Source organism: Massilia putida (assembly GCF_001941825.1).
GTDB lineage: Bacteria > Pseudomonadota > Gammaproteobacteria > Burkholderiales > Burkholderiaceae_D > Telluria > Telluria putida.
This window is the reverse complement of the sequence record NZ_CP019038.1, coordinates 4,433,102-4,447,091: the sequence shown is the minus strand read 5'-3', so window position 1 is coordinate 4,447,091 and position 13,990 is coordinate 4,433,102. Positions and strand designations below refer to the sequence as shown.

Below are 13,990 nucleotides of genomic sequence, written 5' to 3'. Positions count from 1 at the left end.
GCCCATGATGACGACGTGTGGCCGTCTGCCACGTTGACCCCTGACTAGGAAACCAGAGATGAAAACCTACCGCAAACACCTTCTTGCCGCTCTGTCCGCGCTGACCCTGGGCGCTGCCGCGCTGGGCGCCCATGCACAGACGACGGACCAGGCCGCACCGCAAGCCCGCCACGGCATGCAGCACCAGACACTGACGCCGGAACAGCGTGCCCAGTTGCGCGCTCAACGTGTCGCCAAGCTGCATGACGAACTGAAGATCACGCCGGCCCAGGAAAACGCGTGGAACGCCTTCGTCGCGTCGATGCAGCCGCCGACACGCCAGTCGCACGATCGCGCCGCCTGGGCCAACCTGACGGCGCCGGAACGCATGGCGAAGATGATCGAGTTGCAGAAGCAGCGCACGGCGGCGCTGGAACAGCGCCAAGGTGCGCTGACTACCTTCTATTCCGTGCTGAGCGCGGATCAGAAAAAAACGTTCGACGAGAAGGCGGCGCGCTTCGGCCACGGCCATGGCGGGTGGCAACACCGCGGCCATACTGCACAAGGCTGACGAATCACCGTCGTTCCCGCACGGGCGGGAACAGCCCCCCAGGCTCTTTCCGCCCCATGCTGAGCATCCCGGGCCGGCGCAGTATGGCCCCGCTTTCGCGAGGACGACGTTGCTTGCTGCGGTTGATTACTGCAGCTTACTCAACGACCCGAGGAATTTGTTCGCATCCTGATAGCCGATCACCCGGCTGTCCGCAACTTCGGTCCCCTGCCGGTCGAACAGGATGATTCCCGGCGGCCCGAACAGCCCGAACCGCTTGAGCATCGCGCGGTCGTCCGCATCGTTGGCCGTCACGTCCACCTGCAGCAGGACGGTGTTCGCCAGCCGTGCCTTGACGGCCGGATCGACGAACGTCAGCTTTTCCATCTCCTTGCACGACACGCACCAGTCGGCATAAAAGTCCAGCAGCGCGGTGCGGCCGCCCGTCGCGGCGAGCGCGGCATCGAGCTGCGCCACGGTCTTGATGCGCGTGAACGCGAGCGGTTGCGCCGGCGCGCCGCCGGTGAAGCGGGCCAGCGGCGCAAGCGGATCGCGCGCCCCGCTGGCCACGCCGACCAATTGCGTGGCGCCCAGCACGACGCAGGCGGCGCCGAGGGCGAGGCCGGCCCAGTGTCCCCGTCCGCGCAGCAAATAGAACCCATAGCCCAGCAACAGCGCGACCCACAGCAGCATCTGCACCAGACCCGGCAGCACGGGCGCGGCCATCCACAGGGCCATCGCCAGCATCAGCACGCCGAAGAAACGCTTCACGGCCTCCATCCACATGCCCGCGCGCGGCAGCAGCGAGCCGGCCGACACGCCGACGAGCAGCAGCGGAATGCTCATGCCGATCGCCATCGCGAACAGCGCGGCGCCGCCGATGACGACGTCGCGCGTCTGGCTGATGTACACGAGCGCCCCGGCCAGCGGCGCGGCCACGCACGGGCCGACGATCAATGCGGAGATGGCGCCCATCACGAATACGCCGGCCAGCTTGCCCGACGCCTGGCGGCCGGAGGCGCTGGCCAGGCGGGTCTGCAGCGCGGCGGGCACCTGCAACTGAAACACGCCGAACATCGACAGCGACATCGCCGCGATCAGCAGCGCGAAGGCGGACAGGACCCACGGATTCTGCAGCGCGGCCGCGAGTCCCTCGCCGACGAGGCCGGCGGCGACGCCCAGCGCGGTGTAGACGATCGCCATCCCGAGAGAATAGGCAAGCGACAGCACGAAGCCGCGCGTGCGGTGCACCTGACCACCCTCGCCGACGATGATCGACGACAGGATCGGCACCATCGGCAGCACGCACGGCGTGAACGCGAGGCCCAGGCCCAGCAGGATGAACGCGGGGACGATGGCCAGCAGGCGGCCGCCCTGCAGCAGAGAAGCGATGCCGGACAACTCGGACGGCGCGGCGGGCTTGCCGCTTGCCGGCGCTGGTGCCTGCGCTGGTGCCGGCGCGACGGGCGCGTCGGCTTGCGGCACCGGCCCGGGCGCTTTGCCGGGGAACGCGAAGCCGCCCTGCCCGGCCGGCAGCGATTGCCCCGGCGCGACGCTCATCTGCGGCCCACTGCCGCCAGCAGGCGTCAGCTGGATGGACGTGTCCTGCGGCGGATAGCACAGGCCCTTGTCCGCGCAACCCTGGCCGGTGGCGTTCAATGTAAATGGTCCGGTGGCCTCGACCGGGATGCGGATCTCGATGCCGTTGTGATAGGTCTCGACGTTTTTCTGGAACGTGTCGTCGAACTTGATCTTGCCGGGCGGGATGGCGGGCTCGCCCAGCGTCGCGCCGTTCGCACTGAAGTGGAAGCGCTCGCGGTACATGTAGTAGCCGTCGGCGATCGCATAGTTGACGACGATCGTGTGCGCGTCCGCCATGTGCGCGGAAAACTTGAATGCCTGGTCGGGCGGCAGGAAGTCGTCATCGGCCTGGGCCGCGGGCGCGAAGGCGAAGCAGGCCAGCAGCAGCGCGGCCAGCAGGCGCACAATCGACAGGAAGGGAGATCGGAACATGGTCGGATTATTGGTTCAACGCATCAGCATGGTACACCGGGTGCGCTTAGTGCGCTGCAGGCGAAAAAAAACCAGGCCGGAGCCTGGTTTTTCATGTTGCTCGAACCGCGATTACTCGGCGGTCGGCGCGTCTTCAGCCGAGGTGACTTCCGGACGGTCGACCAGCTCGACGAATGCCATCGGCGCGTTGTCGCCAACGCGGAAGCCCATCTTCAGGATGCGGATGTAGCCGCCCGGACGCGCGTTGTAGCGCGGGCCGATTTCGGCGAACAGCTTCTGGACGATTTCGCGGTCACGCAGGCGGGCAAATGCCAGGCGCTTGTTGGCCAGGGTGTCGCTCTTGCCCAGGGTGATGATCGGCTCGACGACTTTGCGCAGTTCCTTGGCTTTCGGAACGGTGGTCTTGATCGCTTCGTGACGCAGCAGCGAAACGGTCATGTTGCGCAGCATGGCGAGACGGTGGGACGAGGTACGGTTCAGCTTGCGAAGGCCGTGACGGTGACGCATGGTATTTCCTTTCGAGTTAAGTTTAAATCCGAGCTCTTCGATCGCCTCCGTTGAGGCGCGGGCCGGTTCGAGTTAACGCCTTGAACGACCTGTTCTCGGCGGGTATTACAAAAAAACAGCTAGCGTATCAGGGTCGCGAGAAACCGTAGCGAGCGGGCTCTGCTTGAGTCGAGAAGCACAGCCGTACTTACGGTACGGCGAGCATCGCAGACTCAAAATGCGCCCGCGCAGTAGGTTTCTCGCGGCCCCAACCGAAATTACTTCTCCAGACCAGCCGGCGGCCAGTTCTCGAGCTTCATGCCGAGCGTGAGGCCACGGGAAGCCAGGACTTCCTTGATCTCGTTCAGCGACTTGCGGCCCAGGTTCGGCGTCTTGAGCAGTTCGTTTTCCGAACGTTGGATCAGGTCGCCGATGTAATAGATGTTCTCGGCCTTCAGGCAGTTTGCCGAACGGACGGTCAGCTCCAGGTCGTCCACCGGACGCAGCAGGATCGGATCGACCAGCGGTGCACGCGACGGTGCTTCGGCGGCGGCTTCCGTGCCTTCCAGGGCAGCGAACACGTTCAGCTGGTCGACCAGGACGCGGGCCGACTGGCGGATCGCTTCTTCCGGCGTGATCACGCCGTTGGTCTCGATGTTGATGATCAGCTTGTCCAGGTCGGTACGCTGTTCGACACGGGCCGATTCCACGGCGTACGACACGCGGCGGACCGGCGAGAACGATGCGTCCAGGATGATGCGGCCGATGGTCTTGTTCGTGTCTTCCGACAGGCGGCGCACGTTACCCGGCACATAGCCGCGGCCTTTTTCGACCTTGATCTGCATGTCCAGCTTGCCGCCAGCCGTCAGATGGGCGATCACGTGTTCCGGGTTGATCAGTTCCACGTCATGCGGCAGGTCGATATCCGATGCCAGGACCGGGCCTTCGCCTTCCTTTTTCAGGGTCAGCGTCACGGAGTCGCGGTTGTGCACTTTGAACACGACGCCTTTCAGGTTCAGCAGCAGGTCGACGACGTCTTCCTGCACGCCGTCCAGCGACGAGTACTCGTGCACGACACCGGCGATCGTCACTTCGGTCGGCGCGTAGCCGATCATCGACGACAGCAGCACGCGGCGCAGCGCGTTACCCAGCGTGTGGCCATAACCACGTTCGAACGGTTCCATCACGACTTTCGCGTGGCCGGCGCCGAGCGTTTCGACATCGATAATACGTGGCTTCAACAAACTATTTTGCATGAGTGTCCTCTTCAATACCCTCGGCTCGTTACACCGATAAGGCTGATGGCATCAGTAGAAACGCCTGCTTCTGCGAGCAGGCGGTAAGGCGAATTCGGTGTTATGACGAAGCATAAAACTTCGTCATGCCCGGCACTGCCGGACCTGATTTCCCGCGAAAGCGGGAATCCATACTGAGCCGACTTCGGCCCGTCAGCATGGATCCCCGCCTGCGCGGAGACGACAAGGGACGGCGTACGCCGTCCCGGGGTCGTCGATTAACGCGAGTACAGTTCGACGATCAGCGCTTCGTTGACGTCGGCAGCGATCTCGTTACGCTCCGGGAACGTACGGAAGGTGCCTTCCATCTTCTTGGCATCGACCGACACCCAGCTCGGGAAGCCAACCTGGTCGGCCAGCGACAGGGCTTCGACGATACGGGTCTGCTTCTTGGCCTTTTCGCGGACGGCGATGACGTCGCCGGTCTTGACTTGGTACGAAGCGATGTTCACGACGTTGCCGTTCACGGTCAGGGCCTTGTGGCTGACCAGCTGACGTGCTTCGGCGCGGGTCGAGCCGAAGCCCATGCGGTAGACGACGTTGTCCAGACGCGATTCCAGCAGCTTCAGCAGGGTCTCGCCGGTGTTGCCCTTGCGGCGCGACGCTTCGGCGAAGTAGCGGCGGAACTGACGCTCCAGCACGCCGTAGATACGCTTGACCTTCTGCTTTTCACGCAGCTGGTTGCCGTAGTCCGACGTACGCTGGCCCGACTTGACGCCGTGCTGGCCCGGCTTGACGTCCAGTTTGCACTTCGAATCGAGCGAGCGGCGTGCGCTCTTCAGGAACAGGTCGGTGCCTTCACGGCGCGACAGTTTTGCTTTAGGTCCGATATAACGTGCCACGTTAAACTTCCTTTGTTTGAATGATCACGCCCCGGATGCGGCTTGACACCACAACAGGCGCTAGTCCAGTTCTTCGATGAGACCGGACGTGGCTTACAAAATACCTCGGGACCAGGACGGCCCAAGGCGACAATAGCCGGGCAGTATAACCCATTTCGGGGTTAACTGCACCGGCGATTCTTTACACCACGGCGTGTGGCGTATCGCGACTACGACGGGCGGCGCAAACCGCCCGGGCAGTATTAGATACGACGACGCTTCGGCGGACGGCAGCCGTTGTGCGGAACCGGCGTCACGTCCTGGATCTCGGTGATCTTGATACCCAGGTTGTTCAGCGCGCGCACAGCGGACTCACGGCCCGGGCCCGGGCCCTTGATACGCACTTCCAGGTTCTTCACGCCGTATTCCTGAGCAACCTTGCCAGCTGCTTCGGCTGCGACCTGGGCCGCGAACGGGGTCGATTTACGCGAACCCTTGAAGCCTGCGCCGCCGGACGTCGCCCACGACAGAGCATTGCCCTGACGATCGGTGATCGTGATGATGGTGTTGTTGAACGATGCGTGGACGTGTGCGATGCCTTCCGCGACGTTCTTCTTGACTTTCTTGCGGATGCGGGCTGCAGCCGCCGAGCTTTGTTGCTTAGCCATGGTCAGTTCCTAGATTATTTCTTGAGCGATTGAGCTGCCTTGCGCGGGCCCTTGCGGGTGCGGGCATTCGTACGGGTGCGCTGGCCGCGGACCGGCAGGCCCTTGCGGTGACGCATACCGCGGTAGCAACCCAGATCCATCAGACGCTTGATGCTCATGGACAGCTCACGGCGCAGGTCGCCCTCGACGACGAACTTGCCGACTGCATCACGCAGCTTTTCCAGTTCGTTGTCGTCCAGGTCCTTGACCTTCTTGTTGGTCGCAACGCCGGTCGATTCGCAGATCTGCTTCGAGCGGGTACGGCCGATGCCATAGATTGCCGTCAGGCCGATGACGGTGTGCTGATGATTGGGGACGTTGACCCCTGCAATACGTGCCATTCGTTATTCCTCGAAATTAACCTTGACGCTGCTTGTGACGCGGCTCGACGCAGATCACACGGACCACGCCCTTGCGCTTGATGATCTTGCAGTTGCGGCAGATCCGCTTGACTGAAGCGTTAACTTTCATTTTGCACTCTCTTCCAGATTCGATAACTTGATTAGTTTTACTTGGTGCGGAACACGATGCGGGCCCGGGACAAGTCGTAAGGGGTCAGTTCCACCGTTACCTTGTCACCCGGAAGAATGCGGATGTAATTCATTCGCATTTTACCCGAGATATGTCCAAGCACCACGTGCCCGTTTTCCAGCTTTACGCGAAAGGTCGCGTTCGGGAGGTTCTCCAGAATCTCCCCTTGCATTTGGATGACGTCGTCTTTTGCCATTCGGTCTATTCACTCCTGGAGGCGCCGGCCGCTCAACGCGACGGGATACCGCCCTTGAAATTAGCCTTGCGCAGCAGCGATTCATATTGCTGCGACATGACGTAGTTCTGCACTTGCGCCATGAAATCCATCGTGACGACCACGATGATCAGGAGCGAGGTTCCGCCAAAGTAGAAAGGTACTTTCCATTGGCTCTGCAGGAACTCCGGCAACAGGCATACCAGCGTGATGTAGACCGCACCGGCGAGGGTCAGGCGCATCAGGATCTTGTCGATGTAGCGCGCGGTCTGCTCGCCCGGACGGATGCCCGGTACAAACGCGCCGCTCTTCTTCAAGTTGTCCGCCGTTTCCTTGCTGTTGAATACCAGCGCCGTGTAGAAGAAGCAGAAGAACACGATGGCCACCGCATACAGCAACGCGTGGATCGGTTCGCCCGGGCTCAGCGAGGCAGCGAGGTCTTTCAAGAACCCGATGAACGGGTTGTTGACATCTTTGCCGCGCGTGAACCAGTCGACGATCGTGGCCGGGAACAGGATGATCGAAGAAGCGAAGATCGGCGGGATCACGCCGGCCATGTTCAGCTTCAACGGCAGGTGGCTGGTCTGGCCACCGTAAATCTTGTTACCGACCTGGCGTTTCGCGTAATTCACCAGGATCTTGCGCTGACCGCGTTCGACGAACACGACAGCGTAAGTCACCAGGGCTACCAGAATCACGATGATGATCGCGGAGAAGCTGCCGATCGAACCGTTCGACACCAGGGTGAACAGACTACCCAGTGCATTCGGCAGACCCGCTGCGATACCGGCAAAAATGATGATCGAGATACCGTTGCCAAGACCACGTTCGGTGATCTGCTCGCCGAGCCACATGAGGAACATGGTGCCGGTCAGCAGGGTCACGACGGTCACGAAGCGGAACGCCACGCCCGGATCGAGCACGAGGCCTTGCTGCGCCTCGAGCGCGACGGCGATGCCGAACGCCTGGAACAGAGCCAGCACGACCGTGAAATAACGGGTGTACTGGGTGATCTTGCGGCGTCCGGACTCGCCCTCTTTCTTCAGTGCCTCCATCTGCGGCGAGACGATCGACACCAGCTGCATGATGATCGAAGCCGAAATGTAAGGCGTGATGCCAAGAGCGAACACGGCAAAGCGGGACAAGGCGCCGCCCGAGAACATGTTGAACATGCCCAGGATGCCGCCCTCGTTCTGCTTAAACAGCTGGGCCATGGCGATCGGGTCAATCCCGGGGACCGGGATGTGAGCTCCGATACGGTACACGACCAATGCGCCAAGCAAGAACCACAACCGGCCCCATGGGAAGCCGGAAGCAGCACTTTTACCAAGTTGTGAATTAGTCGCCAATTTTTGCTCCGATCAGGCAGCGGCCGCGTTTAGGCGACCGAACCGCCAGCTGCTTCGATGGCTGCTTTCGCGCCAGCGGTCGCCTTGATGCCTTTCAGGTTCACCGCTTTGGTGATTTCGCCCGACAGGATCACGCGCACATCGCGAGCCACGACCGGCAGCACGCCGGCTTGCTTGAGCACCAGGACGTCGACGTCGGCGACGGCCAGGTTGTTCAGGTCCGACAGACGCACTTCAGCCTTGAACGTAGCGTTCAGCGACTTGAAGCCACGCTTCGGCAGACGGCGCTGCAGCGGCATCTGGCCGCCTTCGAAACCGACCTTGTGGAAGCCGCCCGAACGCGATTTCTGACCCTTGTGGCCGCGGCCGGCGGTCTTGCCCAGGCCCGAGCCGATACCGCGACCGACGCGGCGCTTGGCGTGTTTCGCGCCTTCAGCGGGTTGGATGGTATTGAGTTGCATTATTTTCTCCGTTGACCAAGCCGCGGCTTAGTCGACAATTTTCACGAGGTAGTTGACCTTGTTGATCATGCCGCGGATCGCCGGGGTGTCCTGCAGCTCGGAAACCGAGTTGACACGACGCAGACCCAGACCGCGCACGGTGGCGCGGTGATCCTGGCGGGTACCGATCAGGCCTTTGACCAGCTTGACTTTGATGGTGTTTGCCATAGTTGTTCCCCTTAACCCAGGATCTCTTCCACCGACTTGCCGCGCTTGGCAGCGATGTCGGCCGGAGTGCTCATTTTTGCCAGACCGTCGAGGGTCGCGCGAACCAGGTTGTACGGGTTCGACGAACCGGTCGACTTGGCGACGACGTCGGTCACGCCCATCACTTCGAAGATTGCGCGCATTGCGCCACCTGCGATCACGCCGGTACCCGGCTTGGCCGGCGACATCATCACGTACGACGCGCCGTGGCGGCCGGTGACGCTGTGCTGCAGCGTGCCGTTCTTGAGGGGCACCTTGATCAGGTTGCGGCGGGCTTCTTCCATCGCTTTCTGCACGCCGACCGGAACTTCCTTCGACTTGCCTTTGCCCATGCCGATGCGGCCATCGCCGTCACCGACAACGGTCAGCGCTGCAAAACCCATGATACGACCACCCTTCACCACTTTGGTGACGCGGTTGATCGCGATCATTTTCTCGCGCATGCCATCATCCGGCTTGTCGCTTGCCATTTTCGCTTGCATTTTTGCCATGACGATTCTTCCTTAGAACTTCAGACCAGCTTCGCGCGCGGCATCTGCCAGCGCCTTCACACGGCCGTGGTAACGGAAACCCGAACGGTCGAATGCGACTTCGGTGATCCCTGCTTTCAGTGCTTTTTCTGCGACGCGCTTGCCAACCAGGGCAGCGGCGGCGACGTTGCCGCCCGCGCCGGTCTTGCCAGCCAGTTCGGCGCGCACTTCTGCTTCCAGCGTCGAAGCCGAAACCAGGACCTTCGCATCCGGGCTGATCAGGTTCGCATAGATGTGCAGGTTGGTGCGATGCACCGACAGGCGGTTCACGCCCAGCTGCGCGATCTTGATGCGGGTTTGGCGTCCGCGACGCAGACGCGATTCTTTCTTGTCCATCGTCAGCTCCGATTATTTCTTCTTGGTTTCTTTAAGCTTCACCACTTCGTCCGCATAACGGACACCCTTGCCTTTGTACGGCTCAGGCGAGCGGTAAGCGCGCACTTCTGCGGCAACCTGGCCGACCTTTTGACGGTCGATACCCTTGATCAGGATCTCGGTCGGGGTCGGGGTCGCTGCGGTGACGCCTTCGGGCATCGCGTGCAGGACCGGGTGCGAGAAGCCCAGCGACAGGTTCAGGGCGTTGCCTTGGACGGCGGCCTTGTAACCCACGCCGACCAGGGTCAGGCGCTTTTCGAAACCTTTGGTGACACCGGTCACCATGTTGTTCACCAGTGCACGCAGGGTGCCCGACATGGCGTTCGATTCGCGGGAATCGTCGATCACGTCGAAGGTCAGCGTGCCATTGTTGTTTTCCACTTTGACCATGCCGTTCAGCGACTGGGTCAGGGTGCCCAGCGGGCCCTTGACGGTGATCGACGACGCGTTGATCGCGACATCGGTACCGGCCGGGACGGCGATTGGCATCTTAGCTACTCGAGACATCGTCTACTCCTTAAGCCACGTAGCAAATCACTTCGCCACCGACACCGGTTGCGCGTGCTTTGCGGTCGGTCATCACACCCTTCGGGGTCGAGACGATCGCCACACCCAGGCCGTTCATGACCTGAGGGATCTCATCTTTGCCCTTGTAGATGCGCAGGCCAGGACGGGAGACGCGCTCGATGCGCTCGATAACCGGACGGCCGACGTAGTACTTCAAACCGATTTTCAGTTCAGCCTTGCCACCTTCGGTGGACACGGCGTAATCTTCGATGTAACCCTCGTCCTTCAGGACGTTGGCAATCGCAACTTTCAGCTTCGACGACGGCATTTCGACGGTGGTCTTCTGCACGCCTTGCGCGTTGCGAATACGGGTCAGCATATCGGCGATAGGATCGCTCATACTCATTGCTTATTCTCCTATTACCAGCTAGCTTTGGTCATACCCGGGATTTCGCCTTTCATGGCGAATTCGCGGAGTTTGGTACGGGCCAGACCGAATTTACGGAAAGTGCCACGGGGACGGCCGGTGATGGCGCAGCGGTTACGCTGGCGCGACGGGGCCGAGTTACGCGGCAGGGCCTGCAGCTTCAGGCGTGCTTCGTAACGCTCTTCTTCGGTCTTCGACTGGTCGTCGATGATTGCTTTCAGAGCGGCACGCTTTGCGGCGAATTTCTCCACCAGGTCTGCACGCTTCTGTTCGCGGTTAATCAGTGCAAGTTTTGCCATGTTCTTAGTTCCGGAACGGGAATTTGAATGCGGCGAGCAGCGCTTTGGCTTCTTCGTCGGTCTTAGCGGTCGTGGTGATCGAGATGTTCATGCCACGCAGCGCATCGATCTTGTCGTAATCGATTTCCGGGAAGATGATCTGCTCTTTGACGCCGATGTTGTAGTTGCCGCGACCGTCGAACGATTTGCCGCTCACGCCACGGAAGTCACGCACGCGCGGCAGAGCCACGGTGATGAAGCGATCCAGGAATTCGTACATGCGGGCGCCGCGCAGGGTCACCATCGTGCCGATCGGGTAGCCTTCGCGGATCTTGAAACCTGCGATTGCCTTGCGAGCCTTGGTCACGACCGGCTTCTGGCCGGCGATCTTCGTCAGGTCGCCGGTAGCGTGCTCGATGATCTTCTTGTCGGCGACAGCTTCCGACAGACCCATGTTCAGGGTGATCTTGGTCAGGCGCGGCACTTCCATCACCGACTTGTAACCGAATTTTTCGGTCAGTTCGGCAACGACTTTGTCTTTATACAGTTGTTGGAGACGGGCCATTTCTCATTACCCTTTCACTACTTCGCCGTTCGACTTGAAGACGCGGACTTTTTTGCCATCCACTTCTTTGAAGCCAACGCGATCAGCCTTGCCGGTCGCTGCGTTGAACAGCGCGACGTTCGACACGTGAATCGGCATGGTCTTGTCGACGATACCACCAGTTACGCCGGTCATCGGGTTCGGCTTGACGGCCTTCTTGGCCACGTTCACGCCTTCGACGATGACGTGCTCAGCATCTACGCGCTGCTGAACGACACCGCGCTTGCCCTTGTCTTTACCGGCCAGAACGATGACTTCGTCGTTTTTACGAATCTTATCCATTGCGACTCCCTTACAGAACTTCAGGTGCCAGGGACACGATCTTCATGAACTTTTCGGTACGCAGTTCGCGCGTCACCGGTCCAAAGATGCGGGTACCGATCGGCTCCAGCTTGTTGTTCAGCAGGACGGCGGCGTTGCCGTCGAACTTCACCAGGGAGCCGTCCTGGCGGCGCACACCTTTAGCGGTACGCACGACCACGGCGTTGTAAATTTCACCTTTCTTGACGCGGCCGCGCGGAGCAGCTTGCTTCACGGTGACTTTGATCACGTCGCCAATGCTGGCGTAACGGCGTTTGGAGCCGCCCAATACCTTGATGCACAGAACTTCTTTTGCACCGGTATTGTCGGCCACTTCGAGCCGGCTTTCGGTTTGAATCATGATATTTTCTTTCCCAACTTAAGCCGAAGAAACCCCACGGAAAACCGTAGGCCTGCGGTCAGTCTTGGTCCCGCCGTCCGCACTCATTGCAAGCGCGTACGTTTGGGTGATTGGACTTTCCAATGTTCGTTGCAGGCCGCAGTTACCGAAGGACGAACTGCGGCAACACATGAACGAAGCCCGCTAGTATTCCACATACCAGCGGGCCACGCAAGACTAATTTTTTGAAGGCGTTGTAAAAAACGCCTCTTCAGGCATTACAGAACCTGTGCGACCTGCACAACCTTGGTCAGAGTCCAAGCCTTCGTCTTCGAGATCGGGCGACCTTCCATGATCTCGACCGTGTCGCCGGTCTTGGCCTGGTTGGTCTCGTCGTGCGCGTGATACTTGTTCGAGCGCACGATGATCTTGCCGTACAGCGGGTGCTTGACGTGACGCTCAACCAGCACGGTCACCGTCTTGTCCATCTTGTCGGACACGACCTTGCCGACCAGCGTACGCTTCAGCGCCGTTTTAGTGGTGTCGTTCATTTGGCTTCCTTCTGGGTCATCACGGTCTTGACACGCGCGATATCGCGGCGCACCTTCTTGAGCTGGGCGGTGTTCGTCAGTTGCTGCGTAGCGATTTGCATGCGCAGGCCGAACTGTGCCTTCAGCAGCTCATTCAGCTCTTGTTGCAGAGCTGCCTGGTCCTTGCCGCGGAGTTCCGTTGCTTTCATTCTTAACTCCTGTTATTGGCCGACTTGACGCACGACAAACGTCGTCGCCAGCGGCAGTTTGGCGGCAGCCAGGCGGAATGCTTCGCGCGCCAGTTCTTCGGCGACACCGTCCATTTCGTACAGGACCTTGCCCGGCTGGATCTCGGCCACGTAGTACTCCGGGTTACCCTTACCGTTACCCATACGGACTTCAGCCGGCTTGTTCGAGATCGGCTTGTCCGGGAAGATACGGATCCAGATACGGCCGCCACGCTTGATGTGACGGGTCATGGCACGACGTGCAGCTTCGATCTGACGTGCAGTGATACGGCCGCGGGCAACCGCCTTCAGGCCGAACTCACCGAACGAGACCGCGGTGCCGCGGGTGTGCGAAATGCCGGTGTTACGGCCTTTCTGCTCTTTACGATACTTTCTGCGGGATGGCTGCAGCATGCTTATTCTCCTGCTTTCTCAGCAGCCGGCTTGGCAGCGCGGCGGCCTGCTGGTGCGGTACCTGGCTTGGCGCCCGGGCGGCCACGGCCAGCCGGTTTGCCGTCGTCGCGACGCGGGCCGCGCGGCTTCTTCTCGTCGGCCGGGACGTCGATCACCGGTGCTTCGCCGGTCGGCGAACGGTCACCCTTGTAAACCCAGACTTTCACGCCGATGATGCCGTACGTGGTCGAGGCTTCGCTGGTGCCGTAGTCGATGTCGGCGCGCAGGGTGTGCAGGGGCACACGGCCTTCGCGGTACCATTCGGTACGTGCGATCTCGATGCCGTTCAGACGGCCCGACGACATGATCTTGATGCCGACAGCGCCCAGACGCATCGCGTTCTGCATCGCGCGCTTCATGGCGCGGCGGAACATGATACGCTTTTCGAGCTGCTGGGCGATCGAGTCGGCGATCAGCTGCGAGTCGATTTCCGGCTTGCGGATTTCTTCGATATTGACGTGCACCGGCACGCCCATGATCTTGGTCAGCGACGACTTCAGGACTTCGATGTCTTCGCCTTTCTTGCCGATGACCACGCCCGGACGCGACGAGTAGATCGTGAAGCGCGCGTTCTTGGCCGGACGCTCGATGACGATGCGGCCGACGGAGGCGTTCTTCAGTTTCTTCTTCAGGAAAGCGCGGGCTTCCAGGTCTTCCTTCAGCATGTCGGCAAAGTTGCCGTTGCCAGCGTACCAGCGCGATGCCCAGTTACGGGTGACCGCCAGGCGGAAGCCGGTTGGGTGGATTTTCTGACCCATCGTGTGACT

General features: G+C 61.0%; 24 protein-coding genes. 1 reads left to right on the top strand and 23 read right to left on the bottom strand.

Annotated elements, in window-relative coordinates; translation table 11 throughout:
• Positions 1–58: 58 nt before the first annotated feature.
• A complete protein-coding gene (locus tag BVG12_RS21950) occupies positions 59–550 on the top strand; it encodes a Spy/CpxP family protein refolding chaperone (protein ID WP_075794246.1) in 492 nt (163 codons plus the stop codon).
• Between the two features lie 126 nt (positions 551–676).
• Here BVG12_RS21950 and dsbD read toward each other — a convergent pair whose 3' ends face one another.
• The 23 genes from dsbD to rpsC all read right to left on the bottom strand — a co-directional run bounded on the left by dsbD (position 677) and on the right by rpsC (position 13,981).
• Positions 677–2,542, bottom strand: a complete 1,866-nt coding sequence (gene dsbD / locus BVG12_RS21945; protein WP_075794245.1) for a protein-disulfide reductase DsbD — start codon at positions 2,540–2,542, stop codon at positions 677–679.
• 111 nt (positions 2,543–2,653) lie between these two features.
• Positions 2,654–3,049, bottom strand: a complete 396-nt coding sequence (gene rplQ, locus BVG12_RS21940; protein WP_075794244.1) for a 50S ribosomal protein L17 — start codon at positions 3,047–3,049, stop codon at positions 2,654–2,656.
• Between the two features lie 257 nt (positions 3,050–3,306).
• Positions 3,307–4,284, bottom strand: coding sequence for a DNA-directed RNA polymerase subunit alpha (locus BVG12_RS21935; protein WP_036240374.1), 978 nt, complete (start codon positions 4,282–4,284; stop codon positions 3,307–3,309).
• A gap of 257 nt (positions 4,285–4,541) precedes the next feature.
• A complete protein-coding gene (gene rpsD / locus BVG12_RS21930) occupies positions 4,542–5,165 on the bottom strand; it encodes a 30S ribosomal protein S4 (RefSeq protein WP_075794243.1) in 624 nt (207 codons plus the stop codon).
• A 242-nt stretch (positions 5,166–5,407) separates the two neighbouring features.
• Positions 5,408–5,812 (bottom strand): 30S ribosomal protein S11, encoded by a 405-nt coding sequence (rpsK, locus tag BVG12_RS21925; RefSeq protein ID WP_036172227.1) that lies wholly within the window; start codon positions 5,810–5,812, stop codon positions 5,408–5,410.
• A 14-nt stretch (positions 5,813–5,826) separates the two neighbouring features.
• On the bottom strand, positions 5,827–6,192 hold the full coding sequence (gene rpsM / locus BVG12_RS21920; RefSeq protein WP_036240369.1) for a 30S ribosomal protein S13: 366 nt from the start codon (positions 6,190–6,192) through the stop codon (positions 5,827–5,829).
• A 16-nt stretch (positions 6,193–6,208) separates the two neighbouring features.
• Entirely contained in the window at positions 6,209–6,322 is a 114-nt protein-coding gene (rpmJ, locus tag BVG12_RS21915; RefSeq protein WP_005663407.1) for a 50S ribosomal protein L36, read from the bottom strand.
• A 37-nt stretch (positions 6,323–6,359) separates the two neighbouring features.
• The gene (gene infA, locus BVG12_RS21910; protein ID WP_005663428.1) at positions 6,360–6,578 is read right to left on the bottom strand and encodes a translation initiation factor IF-1; all 219 of its coding nucleotides are present in this window, start codon (positions 6,576–6,578) and stop codon (positions 6,360–6,362) included.
• Positions 6,579–6,610: 32 nt separating this feature from the next.
• A complete protein-coding gene (secY, locus tag BVG12_RS21905) occupies positions 6,611–7,945 on the bottom strand; it encodes a preprotein translocase subunit SecY (protein ID WP_075794242.1) in 1,335 nt (444 codons plus the stop codon).
• Positions 7,946–7,974: 29 nt separating this feature from the next.
• Positions 7,975–8,406, bottom strand: coding sequence for a 50S ribosomal protein L15 (gene rplO, locus BVG12_RS21900; RefSeq protein WP_036240364.1), 432 nt, complete (start codon positions 8,404–8,406; stop codon positions 7,975–7,977).
• Positions 8,407–8,433: 27 nt separating this feature from the next.
• Positions 8,434–8,613, bottom strand: a complete 180-nt coding sequence (rpmD, locus tag BVG12_RS21895) for a 50S ribosomal protein L30 (protein ID WP_036240361.1) — start codon at positions 8,611–8,613, stop codon at positions 8,434–8,436.
• Between the two features lie 11 nt (positions 8,614–8,624).
• Positions 8,625–9,143 carry a 30S ribosomal protein S5 gene (rpsE, locus tag BVG12_RS21890; protein ID WP_036240359.1) on the bottom strand — a complete coding sequence of 173 codons (519 nt, stop codon included), beginning with the start codon at positions 9,141–9,143 and terminating at the stop codon, positions 8,625–8,627.
• Between the two features lie 12 nt (positions 9,144–9,155).
• Positions 9,156–9,518, bottom strand: coding sequence for a 50S ribosomal protein L18 (rplR, locus tag BVG12_RS21885; RefSeq protein WP_075794241.1), 363 nt, complete (start codon positions 9,516–9,518; stop codon positions 9,156–9,158).
• Positions 9,519–9,530: 12 nt separating this feature from the next.
• Positions 9,531–10,064, bottom strand: a complete 534-nt coding sequence (rplF, locus tag BVG12_RS21880; protein ID WP_075794240.1) for a 50S ribosomal protein L6 — start codon at positions 10,062–10,064, stop codon at positions 9,531–9,533.
• Positions 10,065–10,074: 10 nt separating this feature from the next.
• Complete coding sequence (gene rpsH / locus BVG12_RS21875) at positions 10,075–10,470, bottom strand: 30S ribosomal protein S8 (RefSeq protein WP_036240352.1); 396 nt, start codon at positions 10,468–10,470, stop codon at positions 10,075–10,077.
• A 14-nt stretch (positions 10,471–10,484) separates the two neighbouring features.
• Positions 10,485–10,790 (bottom strand): 30S ribosomal protein S14, encoded by a 306-nt coding sequence (gene rpsN / locus BVG12_RS21870; RefSeq protein WP_075794239.1) that lies wholly within the window; start codon positions 10,788–10,790, stop codon positions 10,485–10,487.
• A gap of 4 nt (positions 10,791–10,794) precedes the next feature.
• Positions 10,795–11,334, bottom strand: coding sequence for a 50S ribosomal protein L5 (gene rplE / locus BVG12_RS21865; RefSeq protein WP_075794238.1), 540 nt, complete (start codon positions 11,332–11,334; stop codon positions 10,795–10,797).
• Positions 11,335–11,340: 6 nt separating this feature from the next.
• A complete protein-coding gene (gene rplX, locus BVG12_RS21860) occupies positions 11,341–11,655 on the bottom strand; it encodes a 50S ribosomal protein L24 (protein WP_036240348.1) in 315 nt (104 codons plus the stop codon).
• 10 nt (positions 11,656–11,665) lie between these two features.
• Positions 11,666–12,034: a 50S ribosomal protein L14 gene (rplN, locus tag BVG12_RS21855; RefSeq protein ID WP_036240346.1), complete on the bottom strand. Its 369-nt coding sequence runs from the start codon at positions 12,032–12,034 to the stop codon at positions 11,666–11,668.
• A 257-nt stretch (positions 12,035–12,291) separates the two neighbouring features.
• Positions 12,292–12,564: a 30S ribosomal protein S17 gene (rpsQ, locus tag BVG12_RS21850; RefSeq protein WP_075794237.1), complete on the bottom strand. Its 273-nt coding sequence runs from the start codon at positions 12,562–12,564 to the stop codon at positions 12,292–12,294.
• The gene (rpmC, locus tag BVG12_RS21845) at positions 12,561–12,752 is read right to left on the bottom strand and encodes a 50S ribosomal protein L29 (RefSeq protein ID WP_056449176.1); all 192 of its coding nucleotides are present in this window, start codon (positions 12,750–12,752) and stop codon (positions 12,561–12,563) included. Before rpmC ends, rpsQ begins: the two co-directional genes overlap by 4 nt.
• Positions 12,753–12,764: 12 nt before the next feature.
• Entirely contained in the window at positions 12,765–13,184 is a 420-nt protein-coding gene (gene rplP / locus BVG12_RS21840; RefSeq protein WP_005663456.1) for a 50S ribosomal protein L16, read from the bottom strand.
• 2 nt (positions 13,185–13,186) lie between these two features.
• The gene (gene rpsC / locus BVG12_RS21835) at positions 13,187–13,981 is read right to left on the bottom strand and encodes a 30S ribosomal protein S3 (protein WP_036240339.1); all 795 of its coding nucleotides are present in this window, start codon (positions 13,979–13,981) and stop codon (positions 13,187–13,189) included.
• Between the last annotated feature and the right edge of the window lie 9 nt (positions 13,982–13,990).

Bases quoted from the DNA above. Each gene is read 5' to 3' on its own strand.
- rpsN (WP_075794239.1), bottom strand. From the start codon at position 10,790: ATGGCAAAACTTGCACTGATTAACCGCGAACAGAAGCGTGCAGACCTG.
- infA (WP_005663428.1), bottom strand. From the start codon at position 6,578: ATGGCAAAAGACGACGTCATCCAAATGCAAGGGGAGATTCTGGAGAAC.
- rpmJ (WP_005663407.1), bottom strand. From the start codon at position 6,322: ATGAAAGTTAACGCTTCAGTCAAGCGGATCTGCCGCAACTGCAAGATC.
- rplX (WP_036240348.1), bottom strand. From the start codon at position 11,655: ATGGATAAGATTCGTAAAAACGACGAAGTCATCGTTCTGGCCGGTAAA.
- dsbD (WP_075794245.1), bottom strand. From the start codon at position 2,542: ATGTTCCGATCTCCCTTCCTGTCGATTGTGCGCCTGCTGGCCGCGCTG.
- rplR (WP_075794241.1), bottom strand. From the start codon at position 9,518: ATGGACAAGAAAGAATCGCGTCTGCGTCGCGGACGCCAAACCCGCATC.
- rplP (WP_005663456.1), bottom strand. From the start codon at position 13,184: ATGCTGCAGCCATCCCGCAGAAAGTATCGTAAAGAGCAGAAAGGCCGT.
- rplQ (WP_075794244.1), bottom strand. From the start codon at position 3,049: ATGCGTCACCGTCACGGCCTTCGCAAGCTGAACCGTACCTCGTCCCAC.
- BVG12_RS21935 (WP_036240374.1), bottom strand. From the start codon at position 4,284: ATGCAAAATAGTTTGTTGAAGCCACGTATTATCGATGTCGAAACGCTC.
- rpsE (WP_036240359.1), bottom strand. From the start codon at position 9,143: ATGGCAAAAATGCAAGCGAAAATGGCAAGCGACAAGCCGGATGATGGC.
- rpmD (WP_036240361.1), bottom strand. From the start codon at position 8,613: ATGGCAAACACCATCAAAGTCAAGCTGGTCAAAGGCCTGATCGGTACC.
- rpmC (WP_056449176.1), bottom strand. From the start codon at position 12,752: ATGAAAGCAACGGAACTCCGCGGCAAGGACCAGGCAGCTCTGCAACAA.
- rpsC (WP_036240339.1), bottom strand. From the start codon at position 13,981: ATGGGTCAGAAAATCCACCCAACCGGCTTCCGCCTGGCGGTCACCCGT.
- BVG12_RS21950 (WP_075794246.1), top strand. From the start codon at position 59: ATGAAAACCTACCGCAAACACCTTCTTGCCGCTCTGTCCGCGCTGACC.
- rpsH (WP_036240352.1), bottom strand. From the start codon at position 10,470: ATGAGTATGAGCGATCCTATCGCCGATATGCTGACCCGTATTCGCAAC.
- rpsM (WP_036240369.1), bottom strand. From the start codon at position 6,192: ATGGCACGTATTGCAGGGGTCAACGTCCCCAATCATCAGCACACCGTC.
- rplN (WP_036240346.1), bottom strand. From the start codon at position 12,034: ATGATTCAAACCGAAAGCCGGCTCGAAGTGGCCGACAATACCGGTGCA.
- rplO (WP_036240364.1), bottom strand. From the start codon at position 8,406: ATGCAACTCAATACCATCCAACCCGCTGAAGGCGCGAAACACGCCAAG.
- rplF (WP_075794240.1), bottom strand. From the start codon at position 10,064: ATGTCTCGAGTAGCTAAGATGCCAATCGCCGTCCCGGCCGGTACCGAT.
- rpsQ (WP_075794237.1), bottom strand. From the start codon at position 12,564: ATGAACGACACCACTAAAACGGCGCTGAAGCGTACGCTGGTCGGCAAG.
- rplE (WP_075794238.1), bottom strand. From the start codon at position 11,334: ATGGCCCGTCTCCAACAACTGTATAAAGACAAAGTCGTTGCCGAACTG.
- rpsK (WP_036172227.1), bottom strand. From the start codon at position 5,812: ATGGCTAAGCAACAAAGCTCGGCGGCTGCAGCCCGCATCCGCAAGAAA.